The sequence below is a fragment of the Salinimicrobium catena genome (genome assembly GCF_900102915.1).
In the GTDB taxonomy this organism is placed as follows: Bacteria; Bacteroidota; Bacteroidia; order Flavobacteriales; family Flavobacteriaceae; genus Salinimicrobium; species Salinimicrobium catena.
Genome location: NZ_FNGG01000002.1, coordinates 444,285 through 461,233 on the forward strand (window position 1 = coordinate 444,285; position 16,949 = coordinate 461,233).

Annotated in this window: 19 protein-coding genes; 14 read left to right on the top strand and 5 right to left on the bottom strand. The window is 45.0% G+C overall.

The genetic code is table 11. The features are described from left to right. Nucleotides 1–65: 65 nt before the first annotated feature. Genes BLS64_RS06495 through BLS64_RS06510 form a run of 4 tightly spaced genes read right to left on the bottom strand, consistent with a single transcriptional unit; the run spans nucleotide 66 to nucleotide 3,202 of the window. Complete coding sequence (locus tag BLS64_RS06495; protein WP_093112696.1) at nucleotides 66–941, bottom strand: nucleoside phosphorylase; 876 nt, start codon at nucleotides 939–941, stop codon at nucleotides 66–68. Nucleotide 942: 1 nt separating this feature from the next. Beyond that, nucleotides 943–1,878 (bottom strand): DUF1835 domain-containing protein, encoded by a 936-nt coding sequence (locus BLS64_RS06500; protein WP_093112697.1) that lies wholly within the window; start codon nucleotides 1,876–1,878, stop codon nucleotides 943–945. A gap of 14 nt (nucleotides 1,879–1,892) precedes the next feature. Further along, the gene (locus tag BLS64_RS06505; RefSeq protein WP_093112698.1) at nucleotides 1,893–2,249 is read right to left on the bottom strand and encodes a translation initiation factor; all 357 of its coding nucleotides are present in this window, start codon (nucleotides 2,247–2,249) and stop codon (nucleotides 1,893–1,895) included. Nucleotides 2,250–2,254: 5 nt separating this feature from the next. After that, entirely contained in the window at nucleotides 2,255–3,202 is a 948-nt protein-coding gene (locus BLS64_RS06510; RefSeq protein ID WP_093112951.1) for an isopenicillin N synthase family dioxygenase, read from the bottom strand. 139 nt (nucleotides 3,203–3,341) lie between these two features. Here BLS64_RS06510 and BLS64_RS06515 point away from each other — a divergent pair, with 139 nt between their 5' ends. From BLS64_RS06515 to BLS64_RS06575, 13 genes are all read left to right on the top strand, one after another. Beyond that, complete coding sequence (locus tag BLS64_RS06515) at nucleotides 3,342–5,339, top strand: alpha-ketoacid dehydrogenase subunit alpha/beta (protein WP_093112952.1); 1,998 nt, start codon at nucleotides 3,342–3,344, stop codon at nucleotides 5,337–5,339. A gap of 129 nt (nucleotides 5,340–5,468) precedes the next feature. Beyond that, nucleotides 5,469–5,630, top strand: a complete 162-nt coding sequence (locus tag BLS64_RS06520) for a DUF1328 domain-containing protein (protein ID WP_093112699.1) — start codon at nucleotides 5,469–5,471, stop codon at nucleotides 5,628–5,630. Between the two features lie 84 nt (nucleotides 5,631–5,714). Next, nucleotides 5,715–6,182, top strand: a complete 468-nt coding sequence (locus BLS64_RS06525; RefSeq protein WP_093112700.1) for a lipocalin family protein — start codon at nucleotides 5,715–5,717, stop codon at nucleotides 6,180–6,182. A gap of 8 nt (nucleotides 6,183–6,190) precedes the next feature. Next, on the top strand, nucleotides 6,191–6,883 hold the full coding sequence (locus tag BLS64_RS06530) for an OmpA family protein (RefSeq protein ID WP_093112701.1): 693 nt from the start codon (nucleotides 6,191–6,193) through the stop codon (nucleotides 6,881–6,883). A 54-nt stretch (nucleotides 6,884–6,937) separates the two neighbouring features. Next, nucleotides 6,938–8,068, top strand: coding sequence for an NAD(P)/FAD-dependent oxidoreductase (locus BLS64_RS06535; protein ID WP_093112702.1), 1,131 nt, complete (start codon nucleotides 6,938–6,940; stop codon nucleotides 8,066–8,068). Further along, nucleotides 8,065–8,769 (top strand): methyltransferase domain-containing protein, encoded by a 705-nt coding sequence (locus tag BLS64_RS06540; RefSeq protein ID WP_093112703.1) that lies wholly within the window; start codon nucleotides 8,065–8,067, stop codon nucleotides 8,767–8,769. The genes BLS64_RS06535 and BLS64_RS06540 overlap by 4 nt, the downstream gene beginning before the upstream one ends. 10 nt (nucleotides 8,770–8,779) lie before the next feature. Then, complete coding sequence (locus BLS64_RS06545) at nucleotides 8,780–9,832, top strand: type III polyketide synthase (protein WP_093112704.1); 1,053 nt, start codon at nucleotides 8,780–8,782, stop codon at nucleotides 9,830–9,832. Then, the gene (locus tag BLS64_RS06550; protein ID WP_093112705.1) at nucleotides 9,826–10,620 is read left to right on the top strand and encodes an enoyl-ACP reductase FabI; all 795 of its coding nucleotides are present in this window, start codon (nucleotides 9,826–9,828) and stop codon (nucleotides 10,618–10,620) included. The genes BLS64_RS06545 and BLS64_RS06550 overlap by 7 nt, the downstream gene beginning before the upstream one ends. A gap of 4 nt (nucleotides 10,621–10,624) precedes the next feature. Continuing rightward, complete coding sequence (locus BLS64_RS06555; RefSeq protein ID WP_093112706.1) at nucleotides 10,625–11,083, top strand: 3-hydroxyacyl-ACP dehydratase FabZ family protein; 459 nt, start codon at nucleotides 10,625–10,627, stop codon at nucleotides 11,081–11,083. After that, nucleotides 11,076–12,356 (top strand): beta-ketoacyl-[acyl-carrier-protein] synthase family protein, encoded by a 1,281-nt coding sequence (locus BLS64_RS06560; RefSeq protein ID WP_093112707.1) that lies wholly within the window; start codon nucleotides 11,076–11,078, stop codon nucleotides 12,354–12,356. Before BLS64_RS06555 ends, BLS64_RS06560 begins: the two co-directional genes overlap by 8 nt. 9 nt (nucleotides 12,357–12,365) lie before the next feature. Continuing rightward, complete coding sequence (locus BLS64_RS06565; protein WP_093112708.1) at nucleotides 12,366–12,626, top strand: acyl carrier protein; 261 nt, start codon at nucleotides 12,366–12,368, stop codon at nucleotides 12,624–12,626. Further along, a complete protein-coding gene (locus BLS64_RS06570; protein ID WP_093112709.1) occupies nucleotides 12,616–13,197 on the top strand; it encodes a 4'-phosphopantetheinyl transferase family protein in 582 nt (193 codons plus the stop codon). Before BLS64_RS06565 ends, BLS64_RS06570 begins: the two co-directional genes overlap by 11 nt. 80 nt (nucleotides 13,198–13,277) lie before the next feature. After that, nucleotides 13,278–14,012: a hypothetical protein gene (locus tag BLS64_RS06575; RefSeq protein ID WP_093112710.1), complete on the top strand. Its 735-nt coding sequence runs from the start codon at nucleotides 13,278–13,280 to the stop codon at nucleotides 14,010–14,012. 140 nt (nucleotides 14,013–14,152) lie between these two features. On the opposite strand, the gene BLS64_RS06580 is transcribed toward BLS64_RS06575, so the two are convergent. After that, nucleotides 14,153–14,770 carry a hypothetical protein gene (locus BLS64_RS06580; protein ID WP_093112711.1) on the bottom strand — a complete coding sequence of 206 codons (618 nt, stop codon included), beginning with the start codon at nucleotides 14,768–14,770 and terminating at the stop codon, nucleotides 14,153–14,155. A 128-nt stretch (nucleotides 14,771–14,898) separates the two neighbouring features. Here BLS64_RS06580 and BLS64_RS06585 point away from each other — a divergent pair, with 128 nt between their 5' ends. Beyond that, nucleotides 14,899–16,935: an aconitate hydratase gene (locus tag BLS64_RS06585; RefSeq protein ID WP_093112712.1), complete on the top strand. Its 2,037-nt coding sequence runs from the start codon at nucleotides 14,899–14,901 to the stop codon at nucleotides 16,933–16,935. Nucleotides 16,936–16,949 lie beyond the last annotated feature (14 nt).

Sequence of the window (16,949 nt, forward strand, 5' to 3'; positions counted from 1 at the left end):
GAGGTGTTTTCTCAAAAATACAAATATGCGGTGCTCCTGATTTTAATATTCTGTTAAATGAAAAATTAGGCTTCCGTTAGTTTTTCCAGGCAATATCTAATCGTCTCATCTACAGCTTTTACGCCATCTTTGGTAAATTCACCCGTCGCCCGGTTGGCAATGATCGCGTTAAGCGAGAGCGCTTTATGGCCCAGCAATTTGGACAATCCAAAAATCGCCGAAGTCTCCATTTCCAGGTTGGTGATCCTTTTTCCTTTGAACTCGAAAGTAGCTATCTTGTCGCGAAGATTGCCGTCTTTTAAGGGGAGTCGCAATACCCTTCCCTGTGGCGCGTAGAAGCCAACGTTAGAACCTGTAAAGCCTTCATAAACGCCGGGAGACATGAATTTTTCTGCAAGCGCTTCATCACTGGGTACCACGTAAGGTTTGCTGTTTCGGGCATAGATATCAAGATGCTCTTCAAGAGCCTGGTTGAAATCCTGCAACTGTACCTGTTCACTCTGGTAAAAATGCAACACTGTATCGAAACCTACTCCCAGTTTGCTCACTACAATGGAATCAACAGGGATATCAGCCTGAATGGAACCTGAGGTTCCCACTCTCACGATGGTAAGGCTGGTTTTCTTCTCTTTGATCTGCCGGGTTTCAAAATCGATATTTACAAGCGCGTCAAGCTCGTTCAACACAATGTCTATGTTGTCTGTTCCTATTCCTGTGGAAAGGACAGAGATCCTTTTGCCTTTATAAGTTCCGGTTTGAGTATGAAATTCTCTTTTCTGGACCACATGTTCAATAGTATCGAAATATTGAGTGATCTTTCCCACCCGGTCCTGGTCGCCCACCAAAATAACGGTGTCGGCTATTTGTTCGGGAAGCAGGTTAAGGTGATAGATGCTTCCGTCTTTGTTCAGAATTAATTCTGAAGCTGCTAAATGATTCATATTAAAGTTTTAGTAGGTCGTGGCTGTCAGGGTCGTAGAGAAAATCATATTTTCTGACGCCACCATAAAATTCGTTGTCTTTTAACCTTTGGTAGAAATTCTTGGAGCCGGAAAGGGCCTTTTCCCCATCCTCGTTCAGGCGGATGCGGTCGTCTGAGACTGTATAAAAATCGCGAAGTTTATCGATCACCCGTTGCATTTGCACGTCCACATAGCCGTAGTAGCCCTGGTATTTAAGGGCATAACCCAGCAACTGGTGAAGCGTGGTGATCTCATGCCTGTTAATGAGTTTCAGCACGTTGATCTCAAGAGTGTTTAACCCGGTCTTGGCACTGGGGAACCGCTCTATATGTGCCCTTATGCTGCTGGCCAGGTATTCGAAATTGGTAGATTTCTTGATCTCGGCAGGCAGCCTTTTTGGGTTTTTACCGCAATACAGTTCCCAGATCAGTTCGGCTGTGCTAACATCGTCATCGGTAAGCGGGATGCGTTGTTCGTAGTGTTTTTCAAGCCTTTCTTCGGAAAGTTCCGAAAGCGGGATCATTTCTTCTTCTCCTTCAAGTTTTCGGCTACAAACCAGCGACACAGGATCGTTCTTCTTGTTCTGAAGCAAAAAGGCGATCACGGCCAGCATGTTCATATGGGAAAAGAGATCGAACTCGAACCAGAGCACGATCTCATCGTAATTATTTATGATAGCCAGCTTTTCCAGTTCTGAAACGAACTTTTCATGATAGTCATGTTTTGCAATACCGTAATTTTCTTTCAGGAATTTTCTGCGCAATTTTAAAAACTCTGCATCTCCAACGTCCTGCGAGGCAGGACCTTCACAAAGCATTTCCCTCCAGGTGATAAGATCTCCCGGAAGTTTCATTTCGGTGATCTTTTGTGTAAGATCATCGCCGTTGGTGATGTGCAAAAGTTTTTTGTCTTGCATATTTAGAAAATTGATTAACCTCCCACACGCTTTACCTGATAGCCTTTATCTTTTAAATGGGCCATCACCTTGTCGCGTACATCACCCTGAATGATGATCTCACCATCCTTTACAGAACCTCCAACCCCGCATTTTTTCTTGAGCTCCTTACCCAGCGCGTTGAGATCTTCCTCGGTGCCTTCAAAGCCTTTTACCACTGTAACTGTTTTTCCTGCGCGCCCTTTTGAACTGTAATGCGCCTCCAGTCTTTGTTCTGAAGGTTTTAAAGTTTCCTGTGGCTCCTCCTCATTATATTGATCGGGGTCAAAATCGTTATCTGTTGAAAAAACGAATCCTCCCAGATCTTCCAGTCCCAGTTTTTTCTTAGCCATGGTTATTATTTTTTCAGTCCGATTTCCCTTAATCGCTGATCAAGGAATTCTCCCGCGGTAATATCAGGATATGCCTTTGGATGTTCGGCGTCAATGCATTCTTCAAGACAGTTCAAAGGCATTTCGCTTCTTGGGTGCATGAAGAAAGGAATGGAGTAACGCGGAGTGCCCCACTGTTCTTTGGGCGGATTCACTACCCGGTGAATGGTAGATCTCAGTTTATTGTTGGTATGACGCTCCAGCATATCCCCTACATTGATCACAAGTTCATCTTCGTTTGGAATGGCGTCGATCCACTCTCCGTCTTTTCTTTTTACTTGTAAACCTCCGGTTGAAGCACCCATAAGCAGGGTGATAAGGTTAATGTCTCCATGTTCCCCGGCACGTACTGCGCCTTTAGGTTCTTCGGTAATAGGAGGGTAGTGAATAGGTCTTAGAATACTGTTTCCATTACTGGCCCAATGGTCAAAGTAATGTTCGTCAAGACCAATGTAAAGAGCCAAAGCTCTAAGCACATAGATCCCGGTCTTTTCCAACATTCTGTAAGCTTCCATTCCGGTGTGATTGAAATCCTTCAGTTCTTCTACATGAACATTTGGAGGGTACTCTTCCGTAAGATTCGCGTCTGCTGCAGGCTCCTGTCCAAAATGCCAAAATTCCTTAAGATCTCCTTCTTTTTTGCCTTTTGCATGCTCTTTTCCGAAGGAAATATATCCCCGCTGCCCGGCTAGGCCTTCAATTTCATATTTTTTCTTAACCTCTACCGGAAGGTCGAAAAACGATTTTACTTCTTTATATAATTCTTCTACAAGCTCATCGCTCAAAAAATGGTTCTTTAGAGATACGAAACCTATTTCTTCATAGGCCTTTCCAATTTCGTTCACAAATTTCTGTTTGCGTTTCGGATCCTCAGAAAGAAAATCTGCAAGGTCACCACTCGGAATGTTGTTCATTTCCATAATTTCAATTATTAATATCAAGACAAAGTTAATTAATTTCCGAAGAGTTGTACGGGCTTTATACAATTCTTAATACAGAGAATGCCTAATTTGACTACATTTGAGAAAGCAATTTTCATCTATGGAAACTCAAATGCCTCAAACCGATTCTAAAATTTCATACGATAAAGGCCACCTTAAATCTGAAGAATTACTCCTGTTGTACAGGGCGATGTTGAAGCCCAGGCTGATAGAGGAGAAAATGCTGGTGCTGCTGCGCCAGGGAAAGATTTCAAAATGGTTTAGCGGGATAGGCCAGGAGGCCATTTCTACGGGAGTTACCCTGTCTCTGCAGGAAGATGAATATATTCTTCCAATGCACCGAAATTTGGGCGTTTTCACTTCCCGGAACATTCCATTGCATCGGCTGTTCAGTCAGTGGCAGGGAAAAGCTTCCGGCTTTACAAAAGGAAGGGACCGAAGTTTTCATTTTGGGACCCAGGAGTACCGCATCATAGGAATGATCTCTCATCTTGGACCTCAATTAGGTGTGGCCGACGGGATCGCATTGGCGCATAAGCTGAAAAAGGAGAAGAAGATCACCGCGGTATTCACCGGCGAGGGCGGCACCAGTGAGGGAGATTTTCATGAAGCCCTTAATATCGCTTCGGTGTGGCAGCTTCCGGTGTTATTCTGCATTGAAAACAACGGTTACGGACTTTCCACGCCAACCAATGAGCAATACAAATGCCAGGATCTGGCAGAAAGGGCGGCCGGCTATGGGATGGAATCCCTGATCCTTGACGGAAATAACATTTTAGAGGTATATCAAAATATTTCGAGGCTGGCTCAAAACATGCGGGAGAACCCAAGGCCGGTACTGGTCGAATTCAAGACCTTCAGGATGCGGGGTCATGAAGAGGCCAGCGGAACGAAATATGTTCCGGATGAACTGATGGCAGCCTGGGCCAAAAAAGACCCGATAGAAAATTACCGGCAATTCCTTAGTTCCGAAGAAATACTTTCAGAAGATCTTGATAAAAAATACAGGGCCGAGATAAAAGTCGAAATTGAGGAGGATCTCAAAAAGGCAAATGCGGAATCCGCTATGGTGTTCGATGAAAGCAAAGAATTAAATGATGTTTATGAAAATTTTGAATATCAGAATTTTGCGCCTGAAGAAAATGCAGAAGAACTTCGATTTATAGACGCCGTTTCCCAGGGGTTAAGACAGTCGATGCAAAGACATGAAGACCTGGTCTTAATGGGTCAGGATATAGCCGAATATGGGGGAGTCTTCAAGATTACCGAAGGCTTTGTAAAAGAGTTCGGAAAAGAAAGAGTGCGCAACACTCCTATTTGTGAATCGGGAATCGTGGAGGCCGCAATGGGACTTTCTATAAAAGGCATGAAATCTATGGTGGAGTTGCAATTTGCCGATTTTGTAAGCTCCGGATTCAATCCGGTGGTGAATTACCTGGCCAAGGTGCATTACAGGTGGGGGCAAAATGCCGATGTGGTGCTAAGAATGCCCTGCGGGGCAGGAGTGGGCGCCGGACCTTTCCACAGCCAGACGAACGAAGCCTGGTTCACCAAAACCCCGGGCCTGAAGGTTGTGTATCCCGCATTTCCTTATGATGCAAAAGGTCTGTTGAATACCGCATTTAACGACCCGAACCCTGTGTTGTTCTTTGAGCACAAAGCTCTTTACAGAAGTATTCGGCAGGAAGTTCCGGTGAACTATTACACCATACCCTTTGGAAAAGCGGCAAAGCTTAGGGAAGGAAATAATGTTACCATCATAGCTTTTGGAGCAGCCGTGCATTGGGCTCTCGAAACTTTAGAGAGACATCCTGATGTAGATGCAGACCTGCTGGATCTAAGAACCCTGCAGCCACTAGACACCAAATCCATCTTTTCTTCGGTAAAAAAGACCGGTAAAGTGATCATTCTTCAGGAAGATTCGCTTTTTGGCGGAATAGGTTCAGACATTGCCGCCATGATCAACGAAGAATGCTTTGAATACCTGGATGCGCCCGTAAAAAGGGTTGGAAGTTTGGAAACTCCAATTCCGTTCGCCAAAGCCCTTGAAGAAGGCTACCTTTCTAAGGCAAAATTTGAGGCAAAGCTGTTGGAATTATTACAGTATTAAGAAAGTTTAAGGCTGGTTGGCCGCGTGTTAGTATTTCTTTACAAAAAGATTGTTAAATTATTAATAATCTTTTGTTTGGCGGAGGCTCGAAATGTAATTTAGAGTAACTAATCACTAAAACTTTTTATTATGATACGACTTATCGTAATCTTTCTGATCATTGCCCTTATTGCGGCCATCTTCGGATTCGGAGGAATCGCTGAAGGTGCAGCGGATATTGCACAGATCATTTTCTACATTTTTCTTGTATTACTTGTTATTGCACTCATTAGCCGACTCTTTAGAAGATAAGCGTAGAAAAAGCATGATCCAATGTCGGCTGTTCTAAAGATCAGGATCTGGCATTGGATTTTTTATTAAACCTAAATCGAAAACATGAAAAAAATTGCATTAGTAGTATTTGTAATGGCAATCCTTGTTTCCTGCGGCTCAAGTGCCGTGGTAAAAGAAGCCAGGTCCACCATGAAAGGAGACTGGGTTCTTACCAGCATTAGTTATCCGGGAAATGAAGAAGCCCTGCAGGTAACCTTATTAAATGACACTTCTTCGGAATGTCTTGAAAACAGTAAATGGAATTTCATCTCAAACAACAATACAGGGTCTTATGTTCCCGGCAAGATCATGTGCGGTACTCAACCCAGATTCTTCAGGTGGTCTATAAATGAAACCACTGCAGGAAATTATGATCTTATGCTTAAACCTACAGATGAAGATTATAAATCTGCTTCAGACCAGGGTTTCAGGTTAAACCTAACTAATCTTACAGACAATACTATGGTTTGGGAGCAAACAATTACCTTTGAAGGAGAGCCCTTTACAATTAGAATGAACTTTAATAAATAAATAGAAAAATGAGAACATCAATAAACAGAATATTTGCCGTTTTAGTTGCTGCAACCCTCTTATTCGGGTGCGAAGCGACAAAGAATGCGAGTAACAAGCAGAAAGGAGCCGTTATCGGGGCCACAGGAGGTGCCGTGATCGGCGGTGTAGTGGGTAACCAGGTTGGAGAAGGTAACACCGCTTTAGGAGCCATTATTGGCGGAGTAGTAGGTGGTGCTGCCGGAGCTTACATTGGTGACCGTATGGACAAGCAGGCACAGCGAATAGAGGAAGAAATTCCGGGAGCTGAAGTAGAAAGAGTTGGTGAAGGTATCAACGTGACCTTTGATGAGACCAGCGGGGTTTATTTCGCTACAGATAAGTACAACATCGAAGGCCAGTCCCGCGAAGCGCTTAACAAGCTTGCAGGGATCTTCAAAGAATACCCAAATACCAACATCCTTGTAGAAGGACACACAGACAGCACGGGTAGTGATGCTTACAACCTTACCCTTTCCAAGAACAGGGCGCAGGCTGTGACCAACTTCCTTGTGAACGAAGGGATATCTTCGGGAAGGATCACAACCAAGTGGTACGGTGAAAGCCAGCCAAAGTATGACAATTCTACGGTTGAAGGTCGTGCCAAGAACCGAAGGGTAGAGCTTGCCATTGTAGCCAATGAGGAATTGATCGAAGAGGCTAAGAGAGAAACAGAGAACTAAGATATTAGAGACCATAAAAAACCCGGTTCGCCGGGTTTTTTTATACCCTAAAAAGTGGAAAGAGAAGAGGTGATCATCATTGGAGGCGGTCCGGCAGGCATGACGGCTGCCATTCATTTGGCCAAAAATGGGATCAAAACCACTGTTTTTGAGAAGGAAACTTTTCCGCGTCACAAGGTCTGCGGGGAATATCTGTCAAAAGAAATTCTGCCATATTTTGGGGAGTTGGATGTTAACCTAAACGATCTCAAGCCCAAAGATATTACCAGGATGAGATACAGCAGTCTTAACGGCCGCACTCTCTCTACTGAACTGCCCTTGGGCGGTTTGGGCGTTAGCCGTTACGGGCTGGATGATCTTCTATACCGCACAGCAGTTCGCTCAGGAGTAATTGTAAAAGAGGAAAAAGTATCGGCTGTTGATTTTTCTGATGATCATTTTATTGTCAATACATCAGAAAACACTTACAAAAGCCGCTTTGTTTTGGGGGCTTACGGCAAACGGGATCTTTTGGACAAGCAGCTGGGAAGGAGCTTTTTTCAAAAACCCGCGCCCTGGGTGGGCATTAAAAGCCATTATGAGAAAAATGATTTTCCCGATGATCTGGTAGAGTTGCACAATTTCAAGGGCGGTTATTGCGGCCTGTCAAAGACCGAAACCGGTGCGGTGAACGTCTGTTACCTGGCCACGTATAAAAGCTTCCGGAAAATGAAAGATCCAGAACTTTTTCGGGAAAAAGTGCTTCGGAAAAATCCTTTTTTGGACGAGTTCTTTTCCGAAGCCAAAGAGATATTTGAGAAGCCCATGAGCATTGCCCAGATCTCTTTTCGCCGGAAGGAGTCGGTGGAAAATCACATGCTAATGATAGGGGATACTGCCGGGCTTATTCATCCCCTATGCGGAAACGGAATGGCAATGGCTATACAAAGCGCCAGGATAGCTTCGGAAGTTATACTAAAACAAATCCAGCAAAAATCTCCGATTCGTGAGATGATGGAAAAGGAATACGAACAGCGATGGCAAAAGGAGTTCAACCGAAGATTAACAGCAGGAAGGTACCTTCAAAAAGTGCTTCTGAACGATACATTGTCGAACCTTTCGCAGAAAGCCTTGTTGAAAATGCCCTTTTTGCTTCCGAAGATCATCGAACAAACACATGGAAAGCCTCAAAAATTTCAGCAATGAACATTAAAACAAGAAGCAATCGAAAAGAGATCATGGATCACCACGACCTGGACGGGGAGGAGCTGGAAAGGATCCTGGGCGAAGTAGAGGGGGTCAACCGTTTGCTTGGAGGGTATAAGGTGACCCTGGAAGGCATAGATAAGATCCTGAAAAGTGGCTGTTACTCCCAGCCGGTGGAAATAATGGACGTTGGCTGCGGTAACGGGAATATGCTTCGGGAAGTGGCCAAAATAGGGCGCAGCAGGGGAATTCGCATGAAACTGATCGGGGTGGACATTAGTAATTCGACCATTGAAATAGCCCGAAAGGAATCTGTGGATTTTCCGGAAATATCCTTTGAGACAATGGATGTGACTTCAAGAGATTTCGGGGAGAAGAAAACAGATATCATCCTTTGTACTCTTACGCTGCATCATTTCAAGGATAAGGAGATCGAAGACCTGATGAAGGTTTTTGAAAAAGTATGTCAGATGGGTATCGTGATCAACGATCTCCACAGAAGCAGGCTAGCCTATCATCTTTTTAAGCTGTACTCAAATCTTTATATGAAGAATGAGATCGCAAAAAAGGATGGTCTTACTTCCATTTTAAGGAGCTTTAGGAAGGAAGATCTCAAATGGTATGGCCGTAATCTAAAAGCGCGGAACCAGATGATCTCCTGGAAATGGGCTTTCAGGTATCAATGGGTGTTGTTAAAATAATAGATTTGGAATGAGTGTAAGAATAAGAGCGGTTACAAAGCAATTTCCGAAATATTCAAGGAAAACCACTGAGGTGATCCCGATGGTGGAGACCTGGCTCGACGGGCAGGAGGAGCGTTTCCGCAGAAAGGTCATCAAGATCTTTGAAGGCGCGGCTGTAGACAAGCGGTTTTCCATTATGCAGCCAGAGGAGGTTTTTACTGCGACTTCCTTTGAGGAAAAAAATAACATCTATGTTCGGGAAGTAAAGAAAATGGGAACCCAAGTGCTGCAAAAAGCTTTGCACAAAGCTGATTGGGATCCGGCTTCTTTGGATTACATCATAACGGTGAGTTGTACGGGAATAATGATCCCGTCTTTGGATGCTTTCCTGATAAATGAACTGGGACTGTCCCAGGATGTAACGCGGCTACCGGTGACCGAAATGGGATGTGCCGCAGGAATTTCGGGAATGATCTACGCCCATAATTTTTTAAAGGCCAATAAGAAAAAAAGAGCGGCCGTAGTGGCGGTGGAAAGCCCGACGGCTACTTTTCAGCTGAACGATTTTTCTATGGCCAATATGGTGAGCGCTGCCATTTTTGGAGATGGCGCCGCCTGTGTGCTGCTTTCTTCTGAGGAAGAGGCTGAAGGCCCTGAGATAATAGGAGAGGAGATGTACCATTTTTTTGATACCACCAGGCTCATGGGGTTCGATCTCACCAATTCGGGCCTGCAAATGGTGCTCGATCCTGCAGTGCCGCAAACCATTGCAGATCATTTTGAAAACATTGTTCATCCCTTTCTGCAAAAGAATAACAGCAGCATGGAACAGGTACAACATCTCATCTTTCATCCCGGAGGTAAGAAAATTATGCAAACAGTTGAAGATCTTTTTGGTAACTTAGGGAAGAACATAGATGACACCAAAGCCGTTTTGCGCGAGTATGGCAACATGAGCAGTGTTACTGTGCTGTACGTGCTTGAACGTTTTATGGAAAGAAATCCTCAAAAAGGAGAACAGGGGCTCATGTTGAGCTTTGGTCCCGGTTTTTCTGCACAAAAAATCTTATTGGAATGGTAAAAGACTTTGAGAACAAAGATTACTGGGCCCTCATCCTGGGTGGCAGCAGCGGACTGGGTTTTGCTTCGGCAAAAAAGCTTGCCGCGCACGGCATGAACGTGATCATCATCCATCGGGACAGAAAGGATGATCTTCCCGAGATCAGGGAATCCTTTGAAGAGATCCAGAAGCTGGGAGTGCAGATACACACTTTTAACGTCGATGCTACAAGAAAGGAAAAAAGAGAAGAAATGGCCCTGGAGATCAGGAACAGCCTTGGGGAAAAAGGAAAAATAAGGACACTTCTTCACAGTATTTCAAAGGGAAATCTGAAGTCTATGCTGGGAGAGGAACCCACTCTGAAAAATGATGATTTTCAGCAGACCATAGACGCCATGGCCATTAGCCTGTATGACTGGACCAAGCTCATCTATAACACCGGAGTCTTCGCAAAAGATGCCCGAATTCTTTCTTTTACCAGTGAAGGAAATTCCAAGGCCTGGAAGGATTATGCCGCAGTTTCGGCCGCAAAGGTCGCTTTAGAAGCCATTACCCGAAGCATTGCCCTGGAGTTCGCCCCAAAAGGCATCAGGGCAAATTGTATTCAGGCGGGTGTGACCGTTACCCGTTCATTCCAGATGATTCCGGGTTATGAGACCCTGCGGGTGCATGCAGTGAAACGTAATCCATTCAAGAGGCTTACCACGCCGGCCGATGTGGCCAACGCCGTCTACCTGCTTAGCAAGGACGAGGCGAGCTGGATCACAGGCACGATCATTCCTGTTAACGGAGGTGAACATTTAAAATAAAAAGATGCAAGCTACCGAACTCATCGAAAAACTGCCTTATTCCTATCCATTCCTGTACGTGGACGATCTTGAAGAAATAGGGGAAGAGGGAATTACCGGTCACTATACCTTTCCCGAAAGCGCTTTTTATTACCAGGGACATTTTAAGAACAATCCGGTGACCCCGGGCGTGATCCTGGCAGAATGTATGGCGCAGATAGGAGTTGTTTGTTTAGGGATCAACCTGCTGCAAAAAGGAAAAGAAGTGGAAGAGCCTGAAGAGGAGAAGGAACTGCAGATAGCGATGAGCAATGTTGACGTGGACTTTTTTCTGCCGGTCTTTCCCGGGGAAAGAGTCACGGTCACTTCTAAAAAAGAATATTTCCGGTTCAATAAATTGAAATGTAATGTCAAAATGAGAAATGAGGAAGGCAAGCTGGTGTGCAAAGGAGAGATCTCAGGAATGATCGTGGAAGATGAGTAGGAGAGTGGTGGTCACAGGCATGGGAGTCGCCGCGCCAAACGGAGTGGGGCTTGCGGCTTTTGAAGAGGCCCTGAGGGAAGGAAAAAGCGGGATCAGGTTTCAGCCTGAACTCGAAAAGCTGAACTTCAGTTGCCAGATCGCCGGGAAACCTGAAGTTTCCGAAGAATTACTAAAGCGATATTTTACTCCTCTTGAATTGAAAGGCCTAAACAGCAGCGGGATCTTTTATGGCGTGATAGCAGGGATGGATGCCTGGAAAGACGCGGGACTGGATGCTGGAAACGAACAGGAAACCGACTGGGACAGCGGGATCATCTTTGGCACCGGAATACTTGGTGTGGACAAATTTAGAGAAGCCATTCATTTGATCGATGAAGGCAGGGTACGCCGCCTGGGAAGCACCGGGGTGACGCAAACCATGGCCAGTGGGATAAGCGCTTTCCTGAACAGCAAGCTGGGCTGCGGCAATATGGTGAGCACAAATTCATCGGCCTGTACTACAGGTACCGAAGCTGTGATCATGGCTTACGAACGGATCAAGTCGGGGCAGGCAAAAAGAATGCTCGCCGGCAGCTGCAGTGACAGCGGACCTTATATATGGGGAGGATTTGACGCCATGCGCATTTTGCCGCATCAATATAATGACAGCCCACAGGAAGGTTCAAGGCCAATGAGCGCCACGGCGGCAGGATTTGTGCCGGGGAGCGGAGCAGGGGCTTTAATGCTTGAAGACCTGGAATCGGCCAGAGAAAGAGGGGCAAAGATCTATGCCGAAGTACTTGGCGGGCACGTAAACAGCGGCGGGCAAAGGACCGGTGGAAGCATGACCGCTCCAAATTCTTTGGGAGTGCAGAAGTGCATTATAAAAGCTCTTGAAGATTCGAAGGTGCATCCGGAAGAGATCGATGCCATCAACGGCCATCTAACGGCAACCGCGATGGATGCTAAAGAAATGGAGAACTGGACTTCGGCCTTAAATAGAAAGGGTGAGGATTTTCCCATGATCAATAGCTTTAAAGGACTGACAGGGCACTGCCTTAGCGCCGCCGGCAGCATTGAATGTGTGGCAAGCGTACTTCAGGTAAAGAAGGATCTTGTTTTTGGGAATGTTAACAGCGAAGACCTGCATCCGGATATTGAAAAGCAGGTCTCCCGGGACAGAATTCCGCAGAAGACCAAAGAACATCAGGTAAAAACTTTGATCAAGGCCAGTTTTGGTTTTGGAGACGTTAATGCGGTTGTCATATTCAGGAAACAAAAAAATGAACTATAATTTTTAGTTATGGAAACAAACGAAATTATTTACTGCCTTAAAAAGATCGTGAAGCCTTATGTGCAGAATGATCTTGCATTTCAGGATTTCAACATCAAAACTGATTTTACCCGGGACCTGGAGATCAATTCGGCGCACCTGGTAGATATAGTGCTTGATGTGGAAGATGAGTTCAATATTGCCATAGATAACCAGGCCATGGAAAACATGATGACCGTGGGAGATGCGGTGAAAATCATCAAAAAGAAACAGGTTAACCATGATAGGTAATGACGTGGTGGACCTAAAGGCTGCAGCAGCAGAAAGCGACTGGAGCCGAAAAGGTTTTCTGGAAAAGGTCTTTTCAGAAGAGGAGCGGGAGCTAATCTGCGCAGCTGCGGATCAGCATCAAATGGTGTGGCTGTTGTGGAGCATGAAAGAGGCAGCCTATAAGGCCCGGCAGCGGCATTTCAACCTGCCCAGGCGCCTAAACTGGCAACTGCTTCACTGTAATCTTGAAGAAATTAGCACGGGAAAAGCTTCAGGCGTGGTAAAAGTAGGTGCGGAGAAATATTTTACTGCTTCAGGGATCACTTCAGAAAACATTCATACCACCGCAAGACCCAATTCCAAAATACCTCTCGAAAATTTCATTTTCGAGACCTCTTCCGCAGCAGCAAAAAATAAGCTTCTGCAGCAAACAGCTGATTTCCATTTCCTTCCTGTCGCCGATCTTCACTTCAGAAAAGATCTTCACGGCGTGCCCTATATCTCCTACAAAAACGCTGAATTCTTCAACAGATTTTCCTTCTCAGACCATGGCAGGTATTCCGCTTTTTCTCTCTCGTTAAGAATCTCCTAAATACCAGTTAAACAGTCCCAAAAACTTTGGACGAATTTTGGTGCGGTCGTATATTTAATTGAACCCAAAAATCAGATTAAATGAAGTCCATTGATAAGAAAGAAGTGATTAGCAGCCAGTCGGCTGAGTTTATTAAGCAAGGTGAAGAAGGGAAGTTCCTAAAAATGGTTTCAGACACGTTTATCATCAAGACCGCGAACGGAACTCAGGGATACGCTATAAGGCATTTGAACATGCACGATATGCTCCTGATTGATACCACAGGGGAGGGAGCCAAAGACGCGATCAAGCACCTGGTCGAGGAAGGATATAAGATCAGTGCCATATTAATTACCAATAAGGAGGCGTTGAGAAACACCTATGCTTCCCTTAAGGAGATCTCACAGGATGCGGGCGGAGCTCCTATTTACAGTCACCCCATGAATAACAGCGATTCATCTTTTGAGGTGAAGGACATCAATACAAAGAACAAGATCTTTGACCATTTTTCTATAAGTGTAGATGATTTTCCATCTGCTTCGGGCGAGAACTCTGTGATCTATTGCGATATCAATGAAGGGATGGTCTTTGCCGGGAATAGCGCTATTGGTGCTTCTTATGATGAGGATGGAGACACGATAACCAGACCTGACCTAAAAAGCGAGAACAAAAATTTGAGCCTGGCCGAAAGCTGGAGAACCTATATCAGGGAATTCAGATATCTCTTTCCATACAAAGGAAAACCAAAGTTCAACCTTGAGGAAGGGGAGCAGACAGATCTGATCCAAAAGCTGGGCAGCACAAGTTACCCCGGGGGTGGAAATCCGAATCTGTAAAAAAGATCTTTCAGCTTGAAATAGCTGAAAAACAGGAAATAAGTTAAGGACTATACCTGAAGTTGATTTACTTTATCCTCGATTTTATTTTGATGAAATTCTGGACCAGGTTCAAAAATTTGCTTCTCGCATAGTCCTTTCTATTTGTTTACTTCATCCTCAGCCTCTTTTACTTTTTTCTTCCGTTTTTGTTCTTCTTCCTCATTCTCCTCTTCATTTTGATCATCTTCAACTTCATTATCGTCTTCGTCGTGCTCCACCAGAGGATGATCTGTTTGTTTGAATCCCACAATGGCAATAACATTGGAAATGGTTCCGTAGAGCATGGTTACCACCGCAATAAATCCGCCTCCTAAAATGGAAGCCATCCCCAAACTAATGTAATAAACAATGGAGTACCAGGAGGTAGGAACTTCTTTTGATTCGGTGATGGGCAGGTTTAGAAATAGAAAAGTGACCACGGCTGCCACGATCAAAATGGTATCTGTTCTTGCTACCATGAGCACATGATTGTAATGTGCATTAGACAACTTTGACCTGGCAGAGCGGCTAAGACTTAGGAGTGTAAGCATAAGGGCCAGAATGGTAGAAGACCCCAGGATGACGGTATTACACAGCATGTTGATACCAGAAAGAGAGGAGGTGAGGAGGGCCTTAGCTTCATATCCTGAAACTTCCCCCAAAATATAGGTTCCTACACCCATGATTATAGTGGAGACAGCTCCTCCAACAAAAGCGCGTTTGATTATCGGACTCATATGGAATTTTGGCATTAGTACAGGTCCTGAAAATTAAAAGTTTCAGGTTCATTTTAGCCTAAGATATTGTTAAACCACCTATTTGTCTTTCTGAATTTTGATAAATTATAAGAAAAATAAGCCGAATTATGTCCAAACTAAATGTTACTCAAAAACTTATAAAAGACCATCTGTTAGAGGGGGAAATGACTCCCGGAAAAGAGATAGGTATAAAGATAGATCAGGCTCTCTTACAGGATGCCACCGGTACCCTGGTGCAACTGGAACTGGAGGCCATGGGACTGGACAAGGCCAAGACCGAAGTCGCAGTACAATATGTTGATCACAACCTTTTACAGACCGATTTTAAAAATGCCGATGACCACGCTTTTTTGCTTTCGGCGTCGCAACGCTTTGGAATATGGTACAGCAGGCCCGGAAACGGGGTGAGCCATCCCGTGCACATGGAGCGTTTCGGGAAGCCGGGTAAGACAATGGTAGGATCTGACAGTCACACTCCCGCAGCCGGTTCTCTAGGAATGCTGGCTATAGGTACCGGAGGCCTGGATGTGGCGGCAGCCATAGCCGGGCAACCTTACTTTGTAAAAATGCCACAGGTAATGGGAGTGAAGCTCACCGGGAAAATGCCCGACTGGGTAAGTGCCAAGGATGTGATCCTGGAAATGCTTCGCCGCTATGATGTTAAAGGAGGAGTTGGAAAAGTGATCGAATATTACGGTCCCGGCTTAAAAGAACTCAGCGCCATGGACAGGCACGTGATCGCCAATATGGGCGCCGAACTTGGTGCTACCACTACCGTTTTTCCTAGTGATGAAATCACCAAAAAATTCCTGAAAAGCCAGGGAAGGGAAGAGGACTGGACAGAACTTCTTGCCGATGAAGGCTGCAGCTATGATCTTGAAGACGAGATAGTGCTGGATGACCTTATCCCTTTAATTGCATTACCTACCAGCCCCGGGAACGTGGTGCCGGTGAGTGAGGTAGCCGGAAAGAAGATAGGCCAGGTGGTAATTGGATCTTCAGCCAATCCGGGAATAAGGGATTTTTGGACAGCAGGAGCCATAGTAGCCGGAAAAGCTACCCGGGAGGAGGTTTCTTTTGATATTAATCCTACTTCCAGGCAAATGATCCAGAATTTGATCGCCAATAAAGGCTTTGAAAATCTTATTGCTGCCGGAGCCCGTTTTCACCAGTCCGGTTGTATGGGCTGTATAGGAATGGGACAGGCACCCGCATCAGACAGCATAAGTTTGAGAACCATGCCCCGGAATTTCCCCAGCCGTTCGGGAACCGAAGATGATCAGGTTCATCTCTGCAGCCCCGAAACCGCGGCAGCTTCGGCTTTGACCGGCGAGATCACCGATCCACGGGACCTGGAGAAGCTGTACGACATGAAATATCCTAAATATGAATATCCGGAAAAAGAGATCATCAATACCATGATGCTGGTAAAACCACCCGAAGACGGATCTCATGTGGAACTTCAGAAGGGACCGAACATCAAATCCCTGCCGTATATAGATCCGCTGCATGATTGTTATGATGTTCCAGTGCTGCTAAAAATGGGAGATAACATCTCTACAGATGAGATCTTGAGAGCAGGAGCAGAGGTATTGCCTTTCCGAAGTAATTTACCCGAAATCAGTAAATTTTCCTATTCGGTAATAGATCACTCTTTTTACGACCGGGCACAACAGGCCAAGATCGATTTTGGAGGACACATAGTGGTCGCAAAAGATAATTATGCCCAGGGTTCGAGTAGAGAGCATGCCGCACTGGCACCCAAGTTTTTAGGACAGGTAGCGGTGATCGCTAATTCCTATGCACGAATCGCCTGGCAGAACCTTGTTAATTTCGGTATTTTACCTTTGGAATTCATAGATCTTGCCGATTATGATAAAATTGAACAGGGCGATCTGGTTAGTTTCAAAAATCTGCAGGAAGATGTGAGAAACAGGAATAACATCAAGGTGCTTATCGAAAAAGAGGAAACAGGAGCCGAACCCATTGAGATCGAGACAAAACATTCCATGAGTGACAGGCAGATACAGGTATTGCTTAAAGGTGGAATTATCAATGAGTTCAAAGAACAGTTAAAGAATAAAGACGTGCATGCCGTAAAAGAAAACACGGTTACAGGCAATGAACGGAAACAGGTAAAATGATTTGTAGCATAACT